This is a genomic window from Enterobacter cloacae complex sp. EB5 (assembly GCF_031432835.1).
Classification (GTDB): Bacteria; Pseudomonadota; Gammaproteobacteria; order Enterobacterales; family Enterobacteriaceae; genus Enterobacter; species Enterobacter hormaechei_C.
This window is the reverse complement of the sequence record NZ_CP133860.1, coordinates 4,444,355-4,459,299: the sequence shown is the minus strand read 5'-3', so window position 1 is coordinate 4,459,299 and position 14,945 is coordinate 4,444,355. Positions and strand designations below refer to the sequence as shown.

At 56.4% G+C, this 14,945-nt stretch carries 16 protein-coding genes; 8 read left to right on the top strand and 8 right to left on the bottom strand.

Annotation, left to right across the window (positions count from 1 at the left end; genetic code table 11):
• Positions 1–5: 5 nt before the first annotated feature.
• From RHN82_RS21430 to RHN82_RS21410, 5 genes are all read left to right on the top strand, one after another.
• Complete coding sequence (locus tag RHN82_RS21430) at positions 6–446, top strand: GNAT family N-acetyltransferase (protein ID WP_047050941.1); 441 nt, start codon at positions 6–8, stop codon at positions 444–446.
• Positions 447–591: 145 nt separating this feature from the next.
• Positions 592–1,587: an alpha/beta fold hydrolase gene (locus tag RHN82_RS21425; protein ID WP_047050942.1), complete on the top strand. Its 996-nt coding sequence runs from the start codon at positions 592–594 to the stop codon at positions 1,585–1,587.
• Between the two features lie 44 nt (positions 1,588–1,631).
• The gene (locus RHN82_RS21420) at positions 1,632–2,372 is read left to right on the top strand and encodes a response regulator (RefSeq protein WP_047050944.1); all 741 of its coding nucleotides are present in this window, start codon (positions 1,632–1,634) and stop codon (positions 2,370–2,372) included.
• Positions 2,369–3,664, top strand: a complete 1,296-nt coding sequence (locus tag RHN82_RS21415; RefSeq protein ID WP_047050945.1) for an ATP-binding protein — start codon at positions 2,369–2,371, stop codon at positions 3,662–3,664. Before RHN82_RS21420 ends, RHN82_RS21415 begins: the two co-directional genes overlap by 4 nt.
• A 135-nt stretch (positions 3,665–3,799) precedes the next feature.
• Positions 3,800–4,990 (top strand): cytochrome c biogenesis protein/redoxin, encoded by a 1,191-nt coding sequence (locus tag RHN82_RS21410; RefSeq protein ID WP_047050947.1) that lies wholly within the window; start codon positions 3,800–3,802, stop codon positions 4,988–4,990.
• Between the two features lie 6 nt (positions 4,991–4,996).
• Here the strand turns inward: RHN82_RS21410 and tam are convergent, their stop codons facing one another.
• The gene (tam, locus tag RHN82_RS21405; RefSeq protein ID WP_047050948.1) at positions 4,997–5,755 is read right to left on the bottom strand and encodes a trans-aconitate 2-methyltransferase; all 759 of its coding nucleotides are present in this window, start codon (positions 5,753–5,755) and stop codon (positions 4,997–4,999) included.
• 84 nt (positions 5,756–5,839) lie between these two features.
• Positions 5,840–6,424 carry an NUDIX domain-containing protein gene (locus tag RHN82_RS21400; RefSeq protein WP_047050949.1) on the bottom strand — a complete coding sequence of 195 codons (585 nt, stop codon included), beginning with the start codon at positions 6,422–6,424 and terminating at the stop codon, positions 5,840–5,842.
• A gap of 86 nt (positions 6,425–6,510) precedes the next feature.
• Here RHN82_RS21400 and RHN82_RS21395 point away from each other — a divergent pair, with 86 nt between their 5' ends.
• Complete coding sequence (locus tag RHN82_RS21395) at positions 6,511–7,269, top strand: DeoR/GlpR family DNA-binding transcription regulator (RefSeq protein ID WP_015570520.1); 759 nt, start codon at positions 6,511–6,513, stop codon at positions 7,267–7,269.
• Between the two features lie 104 nt (positions 7,270–7,373).
• Positions 7,374–8,666, top strand: coding sequence for a glycoside hydrolase family 28 protein (locus RHN82_RS21390; protein ID WP_047050950.1), 1,293 nt, complete (start codon positions 7,374–7,376; stop codon positions 8,664–8,666).
• Between the two features lie 177 nt (positions 8,667–8,843).
• On the opposite strand, the gene RHN82_RS21385 is transcribed toward RHN82_RS21390, so the two are convergent.
• The 3 genes from RHN82_RS21385 to RHN82_RS21375 all read right to left on the bottom strand — a co-directional run bounded on the left by RHN82_RS21385 (position 8,844) and on the right by RHN82_RS21375 (position 10,576).
• Positions 8,844–9,329, bottom strand: coding sequence for a GNAT family N-acetyltransferase (locus tag RHN82_RS21385; RefSeq protein WP_045329830.1), 486 nt, complete (start codon positions 9,327–9,329; stop codon positions 8,844–8,846).
• Positions 9,317–9,583 (bottom strand): DUF1778 domain-containing protein, encoded by a 267-nt coding sequence (locus tag RHN82_RS21380; RefSeq protein WP_047050951.1) that lies wholly within the window; start codon positions 9,581–9,583, stop codon positions 9,317–9,319. The genes RHN82_RS21385 and RHN82_RS21380 overlap by 13 nt, the downstream gene beginning before the upstream one ends.
• 63 nt (positions 9,584–9,646) lie before the next feature.
• On the bottom strand, positions 9,647–10,576 hold the full coding sequence (locus RHN82_RS21375) for a LysR family transcriptional regulator (RefSeq protein WP_047050986.1): 930 nt from the start codon (positions 10,574–10,576) through the stop codon (positions 9,647–9,649).
• A gap of 129 nt (positions 10,577–10,705) precedes the next feature.
• Here RHN82_RS21375 and RHN82_RS21370 point away from each other — a divergent pair, with 129 nt between their 5' ends.
• Entirely contained in the window at positions 10,706–12,094 is a 1,389-nt protein-coding gene (locus RHN82_RS21370) for an MFS transporter (RefSeq protein ID WP_047050952.1), read from the top strand.
• Between the two features lie 21 nt (positions 12,095–12,115).
• Here RHN82_RS21370 and RHN82_RS21365 read toward each other — a convergent pair whose 3' ends face one another.
• Genes RHN82_RS21365 through RHN82_RS21355 form a run of 3 tightly spaced genes read right to left on the bottom strand, consistent with a single transcriptional unit; the run spans position 12,116 to position 14,826 of the window.
• Positions 12,116–13,111, bottom strand: a complete 996-nt coding sequence (locus RHN82_RS21365) for a DUF2891 domain-containing protein (protein WP_047050954.1) — start codon at positions 13,109–13,111, stop codon at positions 12,116–12,118.
• A 9-nt stretch (positions 13,112–13,120) separates the two neighbouring features.
• Positions 13,121–14,107 (bottom strand): DUF979 domain-containing protein, encoded by a 987-nt coding sequence (locus RHN82_RS21360; RefSeq protein ID WP_047050955.1) that lies wholly within the window; start codon positions 14,105–14,107, stop codon positions 13,121–13,123.
• The gene (locus RHN82_RS21355) at positions 14,104–14,826 is read right to left on the bottom strand and encodes a DUF969 domain-containing protein (RefSeq protein ID WP_003857121.1); all 723 of its coding nucleotides are present in this window, start codon (positions 14,824–14,826) and stop codon (positions 14,104–14,106) included. Before RHN82_RS21355 ends, RHN82_RS21360 begins: the two co-directional genes overlap by 4 nt.
• Positions 14,827–14,945 lie beyond the last annotated feature (119 nt).

Genomic DNA, 14,945 nt, shown 5'->3' with positions numbered 1-14,945 from the left:
AACAGATGACGCTAACCGTACGTCCTTTACGCGCAGAAGATTACCCACAATGGCGACCACTGTGGGATGGCTATACCCATTTTTATGAGTGCTACCTTGACGAGTCCGTTACCGCGGCCACCTGGGACAGGGCGCTCGCAGATTCATCACCCCTGTTTTGCCGGGTCGTGGAGAAAGACGGCAACGTCATCGGCTTCGCCATGTGTGTCCTGCATGAAGGGACCTGGTCAACCGCGCCCGTTTGCTATCTGGAAGATCTATTTGTCGACGCAGCCGAACGTGGCGCAGGGGCGGGTAAAGCGCTTATCGACGCTCTGATCGATGAGGGCAAGCGAGAAGGGTGGTCAAAACTCTACTGGGTAACCCGCATGAACAATCCGGCGCGTAAGCTGTATGACTACTATGGTGAAGCCGACGATTACGTCCGGTACCGAATCTCGCTTTAGTCGTTTCATACCTGGGTTTGTATCACACTGTATCTGCGTCTGTGATACATACACAGGTATGCAATAAAACCGCATCCGCACACATCTCCTATACAAACGCATGGTGTTATATCTCCGTCAACTGTACTTACCCGGAGATATCATCATGTTTAATAAACTCGCATACTCAGCCGTCGCCATGACCGTTTCACTTGGCACCGTGATGTCCTGTCAGGCAGAAGCGACAGGTAAGGATTACGCGTCGGCCTTTAACCAGGTTAAACAGATTAACGCTGGCGATTTGAACGTCGGTTACGTCGATATCGGGCCAAAAGAGGGGCAACCGGTGATCCTGCTGCATGGCTGGCCGTACGACATTCACAGTTATGCAGACGTGGCCCCCGCGCTGGCTGCGAAGGGGTATCGTGTCATTGTGCCGTCCTTGCGCGGGTACGGCACCACGCGCTTTATTTCTGATAAAACGCCGCGAAACGGCCAGCCTTCGGCAATGGCAAAAGACATCGTCAACCTGATGGACGCCCTGAATATCAAACAGGCGGTGTTTGCCGGTTATGACTGGGGGGCGCGTACGGCGGATATCGTTGCGGCGCTCTGGCCGGAACGGGTGAAATCGCTGGTCTCGGTGAGTGGCTACCTGATCAGCAGCCAGGCGATTGGCAAACAGCCTTTACCGCCGAAGGCAGAGGTTCAGTGGTGGTATCAGTTCTATTTCGCCACGCCGCGCGGTGCGGAAGGCTATGCTAAAAATACGCACGATTTTGCCCGGTTGATCTGGTCCCAGGCTTCGCCTGACTGGAAATTCAGCGATGCCACCTTCAATGCCAGCGCCAGGTCCCTCGATAATCCGGACCACGTTGCCGTCACGCTCAGTAATTACCGCTGGCGTCTGGGACTGGAGAAGGGTGAGCAGAAATATGACGCCTACGAACAAAAGCTGGCTACGCTGCCGAACATTACGGTGCCGACCATCACCATCGAGGGCGGTAACAACGGAGCACCACATCCTGCACCCGCCGCCTATGCGGGGAAATTCACCGGAAAATATGAGCACCGTACTTTCGGCGCAACGGTTGGCCACAACCCGCCGCAGGAAGATCCGCAGGACTTTGTTAACGCCGTTGTCGACGCGGATAAGCTCTGATATGTGCTATTTTCAATCCGTTACCTCTTAATCAGGAGCCTGCGGTGGAGCATATTGATCACATCCTTGTCGTCGATGACGACAGGGATATTCGTGAACTGATTGTCGATTACCTCGTGAAATCCGGCTATCACGCCTCTGGCGCGGCGAACGGGAAAGAGATGCGCGCAGTGCTCGACAAACAGCATATCGACCTGGTGGTGCTGGACGTGATGATGCCCGGCGATGATGGCCTGACGCTGTGTCGGCAGCTGCGCAGCAGCAGGCATAAAGATCTGCCGATCCTGATGCTCACCGCGCGCAACGAGGATACGGACCGGATCCTGGGGCTGGAGATGGGCGCCGACGATTACGTGGTGAAACCGTTTGTGGCCCGCGAACTGCTGGCGCGTATCAAAGCTATCCTGCGTCGTTTTCGTACTATGCCGCCTAATCTTCAGGTGACCGAGGCAGGGCGCCTGGTGGTGTTCGGGGAATGGCAGCTGGATACCGTGGCGCGTCATCTGATTGATAACGAGGGGATGGTTGTGGCGCTCAGCGGGGCGGAATATCGCCTTTTGCGCGTATTCCTCGATCATCCTCAACGGGTGCTGACCCGCGACCAGCTGCTGAACCTGACGCAGGGACGGGATGCCGAGCTGTTTGAACGTTCGATTGATCTCCTGGTGAGCCGCGTGCGACAGCGCCTGAATGAAGATGCCCGCACGCCCGCCTACATTAAAACCGTTCGCAGCGAAGGCTACGTTTTTACCATGCCGGTGACCATCGTCGAGGCCAATCAATGACGCTGTGGCCCCGCACCTTACTGGCCCGGCTGCTGATCATTGTGCTGCTTGGACTCTTGCTGGCTAACGCGCTCAGCCTGACGCTGGTCATGGTTGAGCGAATGCGCAGCGCGCGTACGGTTATGCTGGGCAATCTTGAGAACGACGTGGCGACCAGCGTGGCTATTCTCGACCGGCTTCCGGCCAAAGAGCGGCCAGAGTGGCTGGAACGGCTCAGTCGCGGTAATTATCGCTATATCCTTGGCCCCGGCGAGGCAGGCGCCGCGCCAACGGACAAGCGCTCACGGGATGCGATTCGCACCCTGAAAGAGACGCTTTCCGCCCAATATCCGCTTCAGTTTACGGCGGTGCCAGGGCCGATTTCCCATATTCAGGCCCATCTGACGCTCCGCGACGGCGCACCGCTCACCATCGATTTGATCCCGCGCATGCCGCCTGTCGCCAGCTGGTTGCCCGTGGTGCTGGTTCTTCAGCTGTTACTTGTCGCGCTCTGCTCCTGGGTTGCCGTGCGCCAGGTTGTCCGGCCCTTCCTGCAATTCACGCGCGCGGTTGATTCCCTCGATCCTGCGGCCCATTCTCCGATGACTGAACAAGGTCCGGTAGAGGTGCGCCAGGCAGCGCACGCTTTTAATGAGATGCAGTCGCGGATACAGACCTATCTGCGTGAACGCGCGCAGATTCTGGCGTCCATTTCTCACGATCTCCAGACGCCCATCACGCGCATGAAGCTGCGGATCGAAATGGCGGATCAGCCCGAACTCCGCGATAAGCTGCTGAGCGACCTGGATAATATGTCACGCCTGGTACGGGAGGGGATTGCCTATGCCCGGTCATCAGAATCCCTGGAAGAGACCACGCTGAAGCTGGAGCTGAACGCGTGGGTTAACAGCATCGCCAGTGATTATCAGGACATTGGTAAAAACGTGCAGTTTCATGCACGCAATGCGCGTCTGCCGATCGTCACTCGTCCCCAGGCATTGCGCAGGGTAATGACCAACCTGCTGGATAATGCGCTGAAGTTTGGCGATAGCGCGGTAATAGAGATTGATGAAGATGAAAGGCAGGTCGCGATCCGCATTATGGATAACGGCCCTGGCATCCCGGAGGCAGAACTGGAGGCGGTGTTACAGCCGTTCTACCGGGTTGAAACGTCGCGCAACCGGGAAACGGGCGGCACCGGGTTAGGCCTCGCCATTGCCGCGCAGCTCACCGCCCAGCTTGACGGGAAATTGCAGCTTACAAACCGGGCGGAGGGCGGGCTGGCCGTAAGCGTAACCCTTCCGCGCGGTTAATTGTACGCCCGTGTATCTGCACGCCGCGCCGATACGCAGGCAGACAAAATTCAGCTTTTCGCACACGGCCTGAACACATTCGTACGGTGAAATGACCTCACTGCACCTTCGCAGCAACCGTATCGTGAGGTCGTTATGTTTCTGATAATCGCTTTTTTAGGCGGCATGATTAGCCTGCTCAGTCCGTGCACGCTTCCCGTCATTCCTCTGCTGTTTGCTGGCTTTCAGGGGCAGCGCAAGCACATTCTGGCGCTTCTGGCGGGAATGACTGTGATGTTCACGTTGGTGGCGATGGTAGTAACGGTAGCCAGCGAGTGGATCGCTGACGCCACCGTTATCGGTCGCTGGATTGCGCTGCTGGTACTGAGCATTGCCGCCCTGGCTCTGATCTTCCCGCAGTTCGCTCAGCGCATTGCTCGTCCGGCGGTCAGCGCGGGAAACGTTCTCAACACCCACAGCATGCAGCGACGCGGCCTGGTTTCGGCTTTTCTGGCAGGGTTGGCCGTCGGGCTGCTGTGGTCCCCCTGTGCCGGACCGATTCTCGGGGCGATCTTCAGCATTAATATTGCGGGCCACTCGGCTATCGCAACCGGAGCGCTGTTAGCCGCTTACGGCAGTGGGTGCGCGTTGATGCTGGGGCTGCTTGTCGCGGGGGGCCGTAAGCTGATAACCCCTCTGAGAGCCAAATCCGCATTGATGGCGCGTTTGCGTCAGGGAGCGGGAGTGATGATGTTAGCCGCCGTTGCGTTCAACGCCAGCGGGATGACCTCAGCTCTGAAAGGCGCCAACGGTGTTGCCGACCAGCTGGAAAACGCCCTGTTGAGCCTTGCGCAACCCACCTCCACGCAGATGAAACTGCAACCGGTCGCTGACGCGATGCCGAGCAGCCAGCTACCGTCATTAAGAGGCGGTACGGGTTGGGTAAACGGTGACCCTGTCACGTCTGAGTCCTTGCGGGGGAAAGTTGTGCTTATCGATTTCTGTACCTGGGACTGTATTAACTGCCAGCACACGCTTCCGCACGTGCGTGACTGGGCGAAGAAATATCAGTCTGAAGGTCTGGTAGTGATTGGCGTCCACACCCCGGAATACCCCTGGGAAAAGCCGTTATCATCGGTGAAAAACGCGGTCAACAAATGGCAGTTGCCGTACCGCGTAGTGACGGATAATAATTACAAAATCTGGAGCGTGTTCGGAAATCAGTACTGGCCAGCACATTACTATTTCGATGCGAAAGGGCAACTGCGTTACACCGCGTTTGGCGAGGGGAACTACGACAAGCAGGAGGCCGTGATTCAGCAGTTGCTCAAGGAAGCGCGTTCCTGATCCGGCTTACGGAACCCGCTGAGCCACCATAAACAGGCGCGGAAATGCCAGCAGTATCTGCCCGTTCTCCTGGAGTGGATACTGCTCTTCCAGCAGCTCAAGATAGCGTTTCAGATAGTTTTTCTGCTCGCTCTCGCTGAGATCCTGTAACCACGGCCGTAACCCCGTCGCGCTGACCCAATCGATAATCGCCTGATGAGAGCTCATCTGATGGAAGTAGGTGGTGCGCCAGATATCCACGTCGCATCCCGCTTCCGTCAGAATATCGTAGTAGGCATGGATACCTGGCAATGGCTCGCGGCCACGATCGGGGTAGCCCTGTTCCCAGGCAACTTCACGCATCAGGGCGTGCGTCGGCTCAAGCCAGTTGTCAGGCATTTGCACCGCCAGCACGCCGTTTAACTGGAGCAGTGAAACCAGGTGTGGCAGAAGGTGGTAATGGTCCGGGATCCATTGCAATGAAGCGTTAGCGTAGATCAGGCTGAGAGGCTGGTCAGGCTTGTAGTGACGGATATCCGCCTCAACAAAGTGGCAGTCTGGCAGGGCCTGCCGGGCTTGCTCCAGCATGGCCGGGGAGTTATCCACGCCGGCGATCTGCGCTGAAGGCCAGCGCTGTTTCAGCAGCGCGGTGCTGTTGCCTGGCCCGCAGCCCAAATCCACGGCAGAGGTTATGTCAGCAAGCGGCACCCGGGCGAGTAGCTCTGCGGCGGGACGTGTGCGTTCTGCGCTGTACTGTAGATAAAGAGAGGGATCCCAGTCGGCCATTTTCGCATCTCCATGTTGAGGTGTTCAGCAAGAATAGCACAGGCAAATACCTGCGCCGGGGCAGGTATCTGGCTAATGGTGAGATTATAAAATGCCTTTGAGGGCCAGGTGATAGAGCAGCATGATGGTTTTTCCGTCGACAATCTGCCCATTTTCAATGCCCCGAAGCGCGTCGTCCAGCGTCATTTCCAGTACGTCGATATCTTCTCCCTCTGCTTTAACGCCGCCGCCCGCGCTGGTCCGATCCTGCGGGTGATATTCCGCCAGATAGAAGTAGAGTTTCTCGGTAACCGAGCCCGGGCTCATATAGGCCTCAAAAATTTTCTCTATGCGCGTCACCTTATACCCGGTTTCTTCTTCCGCTTCGGCCTTAATCCGGCTTTCCGGGTCAAGGTTATCGAGCAACCCGGCGGCCGCCTCAATGAGATCCTCTTCGTGACCATTTATAAACACCGGGAAACGGAACTGACGCGTCAGAATGACGGTTTTGCTGTCGCGATTATAGAGCAGTATCGTCGCGCCATTCCCCCGGTCATACACTTCACGCTCTTGTCGCTGCCAGTCGCCATCGCTGCGCTGGAGGTCAAAAGTGTATTTTTTCAGGTTATACCAGTTGTCGGACAACGTTTCGCTGTTGATGATGCGTATATCTGCACGTTTTGATTGCACGTTTGGCTCTCCTCTCGTAGAGTAAGCATCATAAACAGCACTATCGTGCAAATACAAGGCATATCGTGCAACAACAGGAATAATTCATGCTCACAAGCCAGCGTAAACAGTTGATTCTGGAAAAACTGGAGGCGGAAGGTCAGGTCCAGTCTACTGCGCTCAGCCTCTTTTTCTCGGTGTCTGAGGACACTATCCGCCGGGATTTACGTGAACTGGCGGCAGAAGGGCGTTTACAGCGTGTTCACGGCGGCGCACTGCCAGCATCGTCAGCGATTGCGCCTTTTGCCGAGCGTCAGTCCGTTAAAATGGATGCAAAAAAACGCGTGGCACGGAGAGGCGCGCAGCTCATTTCACCGGGGCAGGTGGTGATCATCGATGGCGGGACGACCACCTCCGAACTTATTACGTTCTTACCACCCGATTTACGGATAACCGTGGTGACGCACAGCCCGGGTATCGCTTTGGGGCTGGTCGACCATCCATGCATAGAGGTGATCCTGATTGGTGGTCGTTTGTATAAACACTCCATCGTCACGGTCGGCGCGGCCGCTATTGAAGGCATCAATAATATTCATGCGGATCTGTTCTTCATGGGGGTCACCGGCGTTCATCCTGAGGCCGGGCTGACCACCGGAGATTACGAAGAAGCGTGCATCAAACGTGCATTTTCCGGCAGAGCGGCGGAAACGGTGGTATTGGCCTCACCGGAAAAGATCAACACGGCCTCGGCGTTTGTGATTGGCGACCTGTCGCTGGTGAATACGCTGGTTGTTGAAAACACAACGGATGAACGCTGGGTGAGCGCTCTGAAAGAAAAGGGCGTTGCGGTGATCGCAAGCCAGTAAATATCTGCTTTTTTGCCAGCCTGACCGCGTGGCTGTCAAACAGACAAAGGTTATCCTTCACGCGGATTTCTAGACTAAGGCTTTCATCTGTTTAAGGACAAGCCATGAAAGCGGTCTCCATTCTGACGTGCGGCGCGGACCCAACCGCGCAACGCCTGTCAACGTCTGCCATTCAGCTGGCCATAAATAGTGCTCAACAGAACGATGTCATTGTTATTCCGCAAGGCCGTTTTCTGACCGGCGCACTGTTTCTGAAAAGCGGTGTTTCGCTTCACCTGAACGCTGGCGCACAGCTCGTTGGAAGCCAGGATCTGGCTGATTATCCCCTGATAAACACCCGGGTGGCCGGCATTGATATGCGCTGGCCGGCAGGCATTATTAATATCATCGATTGTGAAAACGTCAGCATTACCGGTACAGGCACGATAGACGGGCAGGGTGTCATCTGGTGGCAACGCTTCTGGGGCGATGACGAGCGCAGCGGCATGGTCGGCGATTACAGCGCCAGAGGATTGCGCTGGGTGGTTGATTACGACTGTCAGCGCCCGCGCAATATCCTGGTCTTTGAAAGCCAGAGCATTCTGCTGCGTGATTTTACCAGTCGGGAGTCCGGATTCTGGAACATGCACCTCTGTTATTCGCGCCATATTGCGGTTGAGGGCGTGCAAATCAGCAATTCTGCGGGGCCGAGCACCGACGGGATTGATATCGATTCCTGTGAACAGGTGCGGGTTGAACGCTGCATTGTTTCCTGTAATGACGACAATATCTGCATCAAATCAGGACGAGGACGCGAAGCGGCGCAAAAAGCACGTACCGCACGGGATATCGTGATTCGCGGTTGTACGCTGAATAAGGGGTCCGGGATCACGCTGGGGAGCGAAACCTCAGGCGGCATTGAACGCGTCCTGATAGAAGATAATGCGTTTAACGGTACGGGCGTCGGGTTTCGCATTAAGTCGGCCCGCAACCGGGGCGGGTTTATCCGTGATATCACCGTCCAAAATTTACGGCTTATGGACGTGCGTTTTCCGGTGCTGATCCAGCTGAACTGGTTTCCGCAGTACAGCTATGGCGACCAGAGCAATTTATCTGATAAACCAGAACACTGGCGCAAGCTGGCTGATGGCGTCGAGGGCGAAGCCGGTCTTACTGCGGTCAGCGGACTGACGATTAAAAATATGACGGCGCATCGCTCAGACAACAAATATTTCTCGCGGGCATTTTTCATTGAGGGGTATCCGGAGCGTCCTGTGATTGGGTTAACGCTGGAGGGTATTTTTATTGACGCGTCAGAGTTCGGGAAAATTTCAGGTGTGGATGGGTTGCGCTTTCAGAATGTGCAGGTGACTGCCGTAGAGAACACGCAAGACTGTAACGACAGTTATGAACGTTGATGGCATAGAATCGATGGGCATAATGCGCTGAATGAGTAGAACAAGGTTGGGCCCGAAACGGCTGGATTTATTCTTAATTAATCTTAGTGCGCATAATGTATATTATGTTAAATAAAATATTATGAAGCCTATCCCTCGTCAGATAAGCCCATCGCATCCCACCCCTTCCCTGTGCCTCTACTGAGGAAGCCTGAGAAACAGTGTCCGTTCCTGAGTCTGCGATGCTTTAAAACCATGGTGGATATAAAACGCTTTGGCTTCCTCAGTGAGTGCATGAACCATAATCGCCCGCACCCCGATATTCTCAGCTACCCGATAACAGCGTAAAACCGCATCGTGGAGTAAATCGGCTCCCAACCCGTTTCCGCGTAACGAGACATCGACAGCCAGACGGGCAAGAATAATCACGGGAATGGGATCCGGCATGTTACGCCGCAGATTCCCTGTCGCTTGCGTATGGTTAACGCTGCCGGTAGCCAGAGAGTAAAATCCCGCGACCTGCTTCGTGCCCGTTTTACAAACGACAAACGTTCGGGCTGCGCCGAGCGCCTGGTTTTTTAGACCTCTTTGTTTTAGCCATTCGTCAAGCACGGCCTCTCCACTGACGAACTCTGCCAGTTGATGGGCGCTGGATAACGGCTCTGGTGCTGTTACACGTCCCACTGCGGTTTCCTTGCCAGCAGTTTTTCTATGGCAGGATCGTTCGCGACCGGGGCATCGAGCATGTCAATGAACTCGGCATACTGTTCATCGTTAAAATTGAATACACGTCGATCGAGGATCACATTCTCGGCTGCCTGACAGGCCATCTCCAGAATGAAGTCTGTACGTGATTTATGGAGGATCTCTGCGGCGGCATCGATAAGCGCCCGCTGGGATTCTTTGGCTCTGAGATTGAGTTGAACATCTGATTTCATGGGTATACCTCTTGTATAGCAATTGCTTTACAAGCATAGCATAAGTGGTGTGTATAGCAATCGCTATACAGCGCCCTTTATCATGTCTGACCTCGCCACACCGCATATCGCAAGAATTCGCTCTCTCAGCCAGCGGTGACCAGGGTCGCGTTCCATTCTTGGGTGCCACATCTGCGATACCGTAATACGACGGCTTTTGAACGGCAGCTCGAAAACGTGTATCTGGTCCGTTACCTGCTGATTGAGTAAATAGAGCGCGGGTATCATGGCGATAAGATCTGATTCCAGCGCCACGGACAGTGCCGTCGGAAATCCCGGTACGACGCTGGCGATTTTACGTTTTGTCCCCAGTTCGGCCAGCGCATCGTCAACGGAACCGTGCAACGCGCCCTCGGGTGACGCTACCACATGGCCCCAGGCGACATAATCCTTCACGCTTATTTTTGCCTGCTTAGCCAGCGGGTGTCCCTTACGCACGACGCCCACAAACCGATCCTCAAACAACCGTTGCAGCCGTATTTCAGGCCCCATATTGCTCTGGACGCCAATCTCCAGATCAACCAGCCCTTCCCGAAGATAGCGCGACGTTTTTTCCGGCTTAGGCGCAAAGCGTATACAAACGTCCGGCGCGGCGTCGGCCACAGCCGCTATAAGCGCAGGCCCAAACGCCACCACAAAACCATCGTTTGCCCTGATAGTAAAAAGACGCGCCAGACTTCGCGCGCTGAACGTTTCGGTTGAGGGCTGCAATACCGCCCTCGCCTCGTGCACTGCACGCCGGGCGCGATCCCGGGTCGCTTCGGCCCACGGGGTCAGTACCATGTTACGTCCGGCGCGCACCAGGATCGGGTCGCCTGTAACGTCGCGTAACCTGCTTAATGTCCGGCTCATGGCCGAGGTGCTGAGATTCAGACGACGTGCCGCACCTGCGACACTCGCTTCGCTCAGCAATATGTCGAGTGCAATCAGTAAATTAAAATCAGGATCGGTCATAGCGCTCATTCCTGCACATTCAGATAAGGCGTTTAGTGCAACGATAAAGTGCAAATGGTGCGCCTTCCGCCCTGTAAAAGCCATCTTTATAGTTTTGTCATCCATACACGCTTCTCAGAGGACAACCTGATGACGCTCTTTTCCAGTCAACCCGGCGACGAAGGACTGCCCGGCCCGGCGCGCGCACGGGTGATGGCCGCAATAATGACCACCACCTTAATGGGCGTGTTTGATGGCACCATGATCAACATTGCCCTGCCCTCCATGGCTCAGGAGATGCAGGTACCTGCCAGTCTTGCCGTCTGGTTCGCCAACGGGTATCTGCTGGCGGCTGCGATGACGCTGGCGATATTCGCGGCGCTTGCGGCCCGCCTGGGTTATCGCCCCGTATTTCTGGCAGGTCTGACGACCTTTACCCTGACATCGCTGGGTTGCGCGCTGGCGAATACATCCGAAGTGCTTATCGGTATGCGCGTGCTTCAGGGGATCGGCGGCGCGGCGACGCTGAGTATTGCCCCCGCAATCCTGCGGTCTGTATTTCCCGGGCGATTGCTTGGCCGCATTCTGGGGTTGCACGCCCTACTCATCGCCTCCAGCTCCGCTATCGGCCCGGTATTGGGCGGGACGATCCTTCACACCCTGAGCTGGCAATGGCTGTTTGCGATAAACGTTGTGCCCGGCACCCTCGCCTTAGTGCTGGCGTTTAAAGCGCTGCCGCGGGAGGCTGTTCGAAAGCAAGCGCCCTTCGACACTCCGGGCGCGGTATTGTCGGCGCTGCTGCTGGGTTCGACGATCATGGCGGCGAACAGCCTCCAGAACGCGACTTATCACCTCGGTAGCCTTTGCTGGACGGTGCTCGCTGCGCTGAGCGGCATGGCGTTTATCTGGCAGATCCGCCGCGCGGATAACCCCTTACTGCCACCGACGATGTTTAAAAATGAACGTTTTACCCTCGCGGCCTTCACGTCGATGATTGCTTTTGTCAGCCAGGGGATCACCTTTATTGCACTGCCTTTCCTGTTTCAGAGCGAATACGGCTACAGTCCGGTGGTGTCTGCCCTGCTGTTTACGCCGTGGCCGTTAGGGATCGTGGTGATTGCGCCGCATGCAGGCCGGTGGGCGGACACGATTTCAGCCCCGGCGATATCCACCCTGGGGCTGGTGATTTTTGTCGTGGGTTTGATCCTGCTGGCGACATTACCCGACCGCCCTTCAGTGTGGGATATCTGCCTGCGGAGTCTGGTGTGCGGAGTGGGGTTTGGCTGCTTTCAGAGTCCAAATAACCGGGAAATGCTCTCCAACGTTATTCGTGAGCATGCGAGCTATGCATCCGGTGTTTTATCCATAATGCGCACGTTCGGACAGTGTCTGGGCGCCGCCGCTGTGGCCGTTCTGCTGGCCGCAGATGAAAGGTCAATTCATGTTGCGCTGTGGGTCGCCGCCGCAGCGTCTGCGGTATCGGTCGTCGTCAGCGCAAGCCGGTTGCGTAAAATCACTCATCCTGCGGAAACAGGATGAGCGCGAAAATATAACTAAGCGCTACTCCAGCGCCAGCAGCGCAAAACTCGCCAGCCAGTGGCCGCCGCTGTAGTGGCTGCCGACAACATGTTCCACGCTTGCCGAGAGATGACGCGCAACGGCATCCTGTAACGCCTGCTGCGCCGGGTGGTTTTTCGGCAAGGCGCGGGCAATGTGCTTCATACACCACGCGCGGCTGAGGTTAAGCCCGTCCAGGTGCGCGATTTTCGGGTCGGTGCGGTCGCTTACCTCAGCCGGGTTCATCAGCGCTGAAACGGCACCCACTTCAGGCAGAAACGCATCGAACCAAGCCGGGAAATTCTCTACCACCTTACTCATCAGTAACGCCTCGGTCAGCGCCCCGGAGATATACTCGTCGCCGCCCGGCTCATAATGCGCCGGATATTGCGTGTCCGTATGATAAAAGCGCGTCGCCGCGTCCAGGATCGCTTGTTCAAGCCCGTCATCCGTCACCGCCCGGGCATAATCCAGACCCAGCGCGAGCGCAAACGCCGTGTTGTAATGTGTTCCGACGCGGATGGGATAGGTAAGCTTGCTGAGGTAATCCACCAGCCGCTGGCGAATATCCCGCGTTAACGGTTGCAGCGTCTGGTACCAGCGCTCCGCCTGCGGCAGTGACGACTGTTTCAGCTCCTGCGCCAGCGCCAGCAGCCAGCCGTAGCCATAAGGCCGCTCAAACGACGCGCGGAACGGCGCGGTAAAATAGGCCAGCTCCTTCGCCACCTTCTCGTCGGTCAGGTGTTCTTCGAACAGAGTGATGATCTCTTCCCGGCACGGCAGTTCGGGCCAGAGACGCAGGCAGCGCAGCAGCAGCCAGTAGCCGTGCACCGCAGAGTGCCAGTCAAAACAGCCGTAAAAGATCGGGTGCAGCTCGCGAGGCGGCAGAACGTCGCCGTCATCGTTGAGCAGATGCATAATGTGGTTCGGGTATTCCTGACGTAAATAGGTCAACGGCATTCTGGCGAAGGCGTCAGCCTGATGTTGGGTTAATTCCATTGCAGCTCCTTAGCGAAACACGAGGAAATACATTAAGAACACGTTCACCACCAGCAGGGTTAACGCGGTCGGGATCTGGATCTTGATAACCTGATATTTGTCTTTTAGCTCCAGCAGCGCGGCGGGCACAATGTTGAAGTTGGCGGCCATCGGCGTCATCAGCGTGCCGCAATAGCCAGCATACATACCGATAGCCAGCAGCGGCGCCGGGTTACCGTGATGGACGTTAATCAGGAATGGCAGAGCGATACCGGCGCTTAACACCGGGAAGGCTGCGAAGGCGTTACCCATGATCATGGTAAACAGCGCCATCCCCACGCAGTAAATGACCACCAGCATGAAGCGGCTGTCCGGGTTAACAAACAGGCTGACCACCTTTTGTACCGATTCGCCGGTATTCGCCACCACAAACACCCCGCCGAGCATGGCGAGCATCTGCGGCAGGATCACCGCCCAGCCAATGGTATCGACCAGCCGACGCGACTGACGCACCGCATGCAGCGGCGTACCTTTTGTCAGCCACCAGCCGGTAAGGATAGCCGCCACGCAGGCCACGCACAGCGCCGCCAGCGTAAGCTGTTTCTGGTCGAGCAGATAAACGCCGCCAATCGACACGCCTTTCAGAAACAGCGTCCCGATGACCGTTACCACGGGGATCATCAGTGCCGGTAAAAACAGCCAGTTTTTCAGCCGGTTCGACGAGGCAATACGCTCCTCCTCGGTGGACATTTTATAGTGCCCCTTCCCGACCAGCCCGAAACCGGCCAGCAGCGCAATCACGATAACGGCGCCGCCAATAATGCGATACGCCAGCGACTTACCCAGCTCCTGCACCATCAGATCGCTAAACAGGAAGATACCGCCGAACAGAAACCAGAACAGCGCGGTGGTATAGCGTTTCGGGTTAGCGCGATCGCGAAGGGTCATCACAACCAGCAGCATCACGACGAAGCCGATCAGGTAGTACACGCGGTTAATGGTGATGAGGGTCATCATGGCGCGATCTCCTGCGTACCCTGCTCTGCTTTCCAGGCCATCACGTCGCGACGAATGCTGGCATCGAGGCGCAGCAGACGCGTCATATGGATGATCAGTGCCGCAATAGCGGTCGGAATGGCCCACAGGCCGATATGCAGCGGTTCGATCCCCTCGATCCCGTTCTCTTTCAGGAACGCATCAATCAGCAGTACCGCGCCAAAGGCGATAAAGATATCTTCCCCAAAGAAAACCGCGATATTGTCGCACGCGGCGGCATGGGCTTTGATTTTGTCGCGGATAGTCTGCGGCAGTTCGCCGTATTCATTCAGGGCCGCCCCTTCCGCCATCGGCGCCAGCAGAGGACGCACCGTTTGCGCGTGGCCGCCAAGGGACATCAGGCCCAGCGCAGCCGTCCCTTCGCGGGCAACAAAGTAGAGCATCAGGATACGCGCCGAGGTGGCGCTGGCGATCTTCGCGACCCAGGCCTGGGCGCGCTCTTTCAGCCCGTAATACTCCAGCAGTCCAATCACCGGCAGGATCAGAATGAAGGTGGCAAGCGATCGGCTATTCACGAACTTTTCGCCAAAGGTTTCCAGCAGCATACCGAAATCCATGCCAACCAGCAGGCCCGTCGCCAGCCCCGCCACCACGACAACCAGCAGCGGGTTGAAACGCAGTGCAAAACCAATAACCACCACCGGAATCCCGATAAGTGGCAACAGTGTAGAACTGTCCATAAACGTTACCCTATCCAAAGTGAGCGTGGCGCGCCGACGGCTATTTTTTATACTTCGCAGCAGAGCGAAGCCGGTGCATTACGGCGCGCGATGTTGTGTTTTGCGTCAGGCTCCACAGA

What these genes read in the sequence shown, in the direction of transcription:
- RHN82_RS21380 (WP_047050951.1), bottom strand. Translation starts at nt 9,583, where the DNA reads ATGAAATCAGATGTTCAACTCAATCTCAGAGCCAAAGAATCCCAGCGG.
- RHN82_RS21375 (WP_047050986.1), bottom strand. Translation starts at nt 10,576, where the DNA reads ATGACCGATCCTGATTTTAATTTACTGATTGCACTCGACATATTGCTG.
- RHN82_RS21415 (WP_047050945.1), top strand. Translation starts at nt 2,369, where the DNA reads ATGACGCTGTGGCCCCGCACCTTACTGGCCCGGCTGCTGATCATTGTG.
- RHN82_RS21425 (WP_047050942.1), top strand. Translation starts at nt 592, where the DNA reads ATGTTTAATAAACTCGCATACTCAGCCGTCGCCATGACCGTTTCACTT.
- RHN82_RS21410 (WP_047050947.1), top strand. Translation starts at nt 3,800, where the DNA reads ATGTTTCTGATAATCGCTTTTTTAGGCGGCATGATTAGCCTGCTCAGT.
- RHN82_RS21360 (WP_047050955.1), bottom strand. Translation starts at nt 14,107, where the DNA reads ATGATGACCCTCATCACCATTAACCGCGTGTACTACCTGATCGGCTTC.
- RHN82_RS21395 (WP_015570520.1), top strand. Translation starts at nt 6,511, where the DNA reads ATGCTCACAAGCCAGCGTAAACAGTTGATTCTGGAAAAACTGGAGGCG.
- tam (WP_047050948.1), bottom strand. Translation starts at nt 5,755, where the DNA reads ATGGCCGACTGGGATCCCTCTCTTTATCTACAGTACAGCGCAGAACGC.
- RHN82_RS21365 (WP_047050954.1), bottom strand. Translation starts at nt 13,111, where the DNA reads ATGGAATTAACCCAACATCAGGCTGACGCCTTCGCCAGAATGCCGTTG.
- RHN82_RS21430 (WP_047050941.1), top strand. Translation starts at nt 6, where the DNA reads ATGACGCTAACCGTACGTCCTTTACGCGCAGAAGATTACCCACAATGG.
- RHN82_RS21370 (WP_047050952.1), top strand. Translation starts at nt 10,706, where the DNA reads ATGACGCTCTTTTCCAGTCAACCCGGCGACGAAGGACTGCCCGGCCCG.
- RHN82_RS21390 (WP_047050950.1), top strand. Translation starts at nt 7,374, where the DNA reads ATGAAAGCGGTCTCCATTCTGACGTGCGGCGCGGACCCAACCGCGCAA.
- RHN82_RS21355 (WP_003857121.1), bottom strand. Translation starts at nt 14,826, where the DNA reads ATGGACAGTTCTACACTGTTGCCACTTATCGGGATTCCGGTGGTGGTT.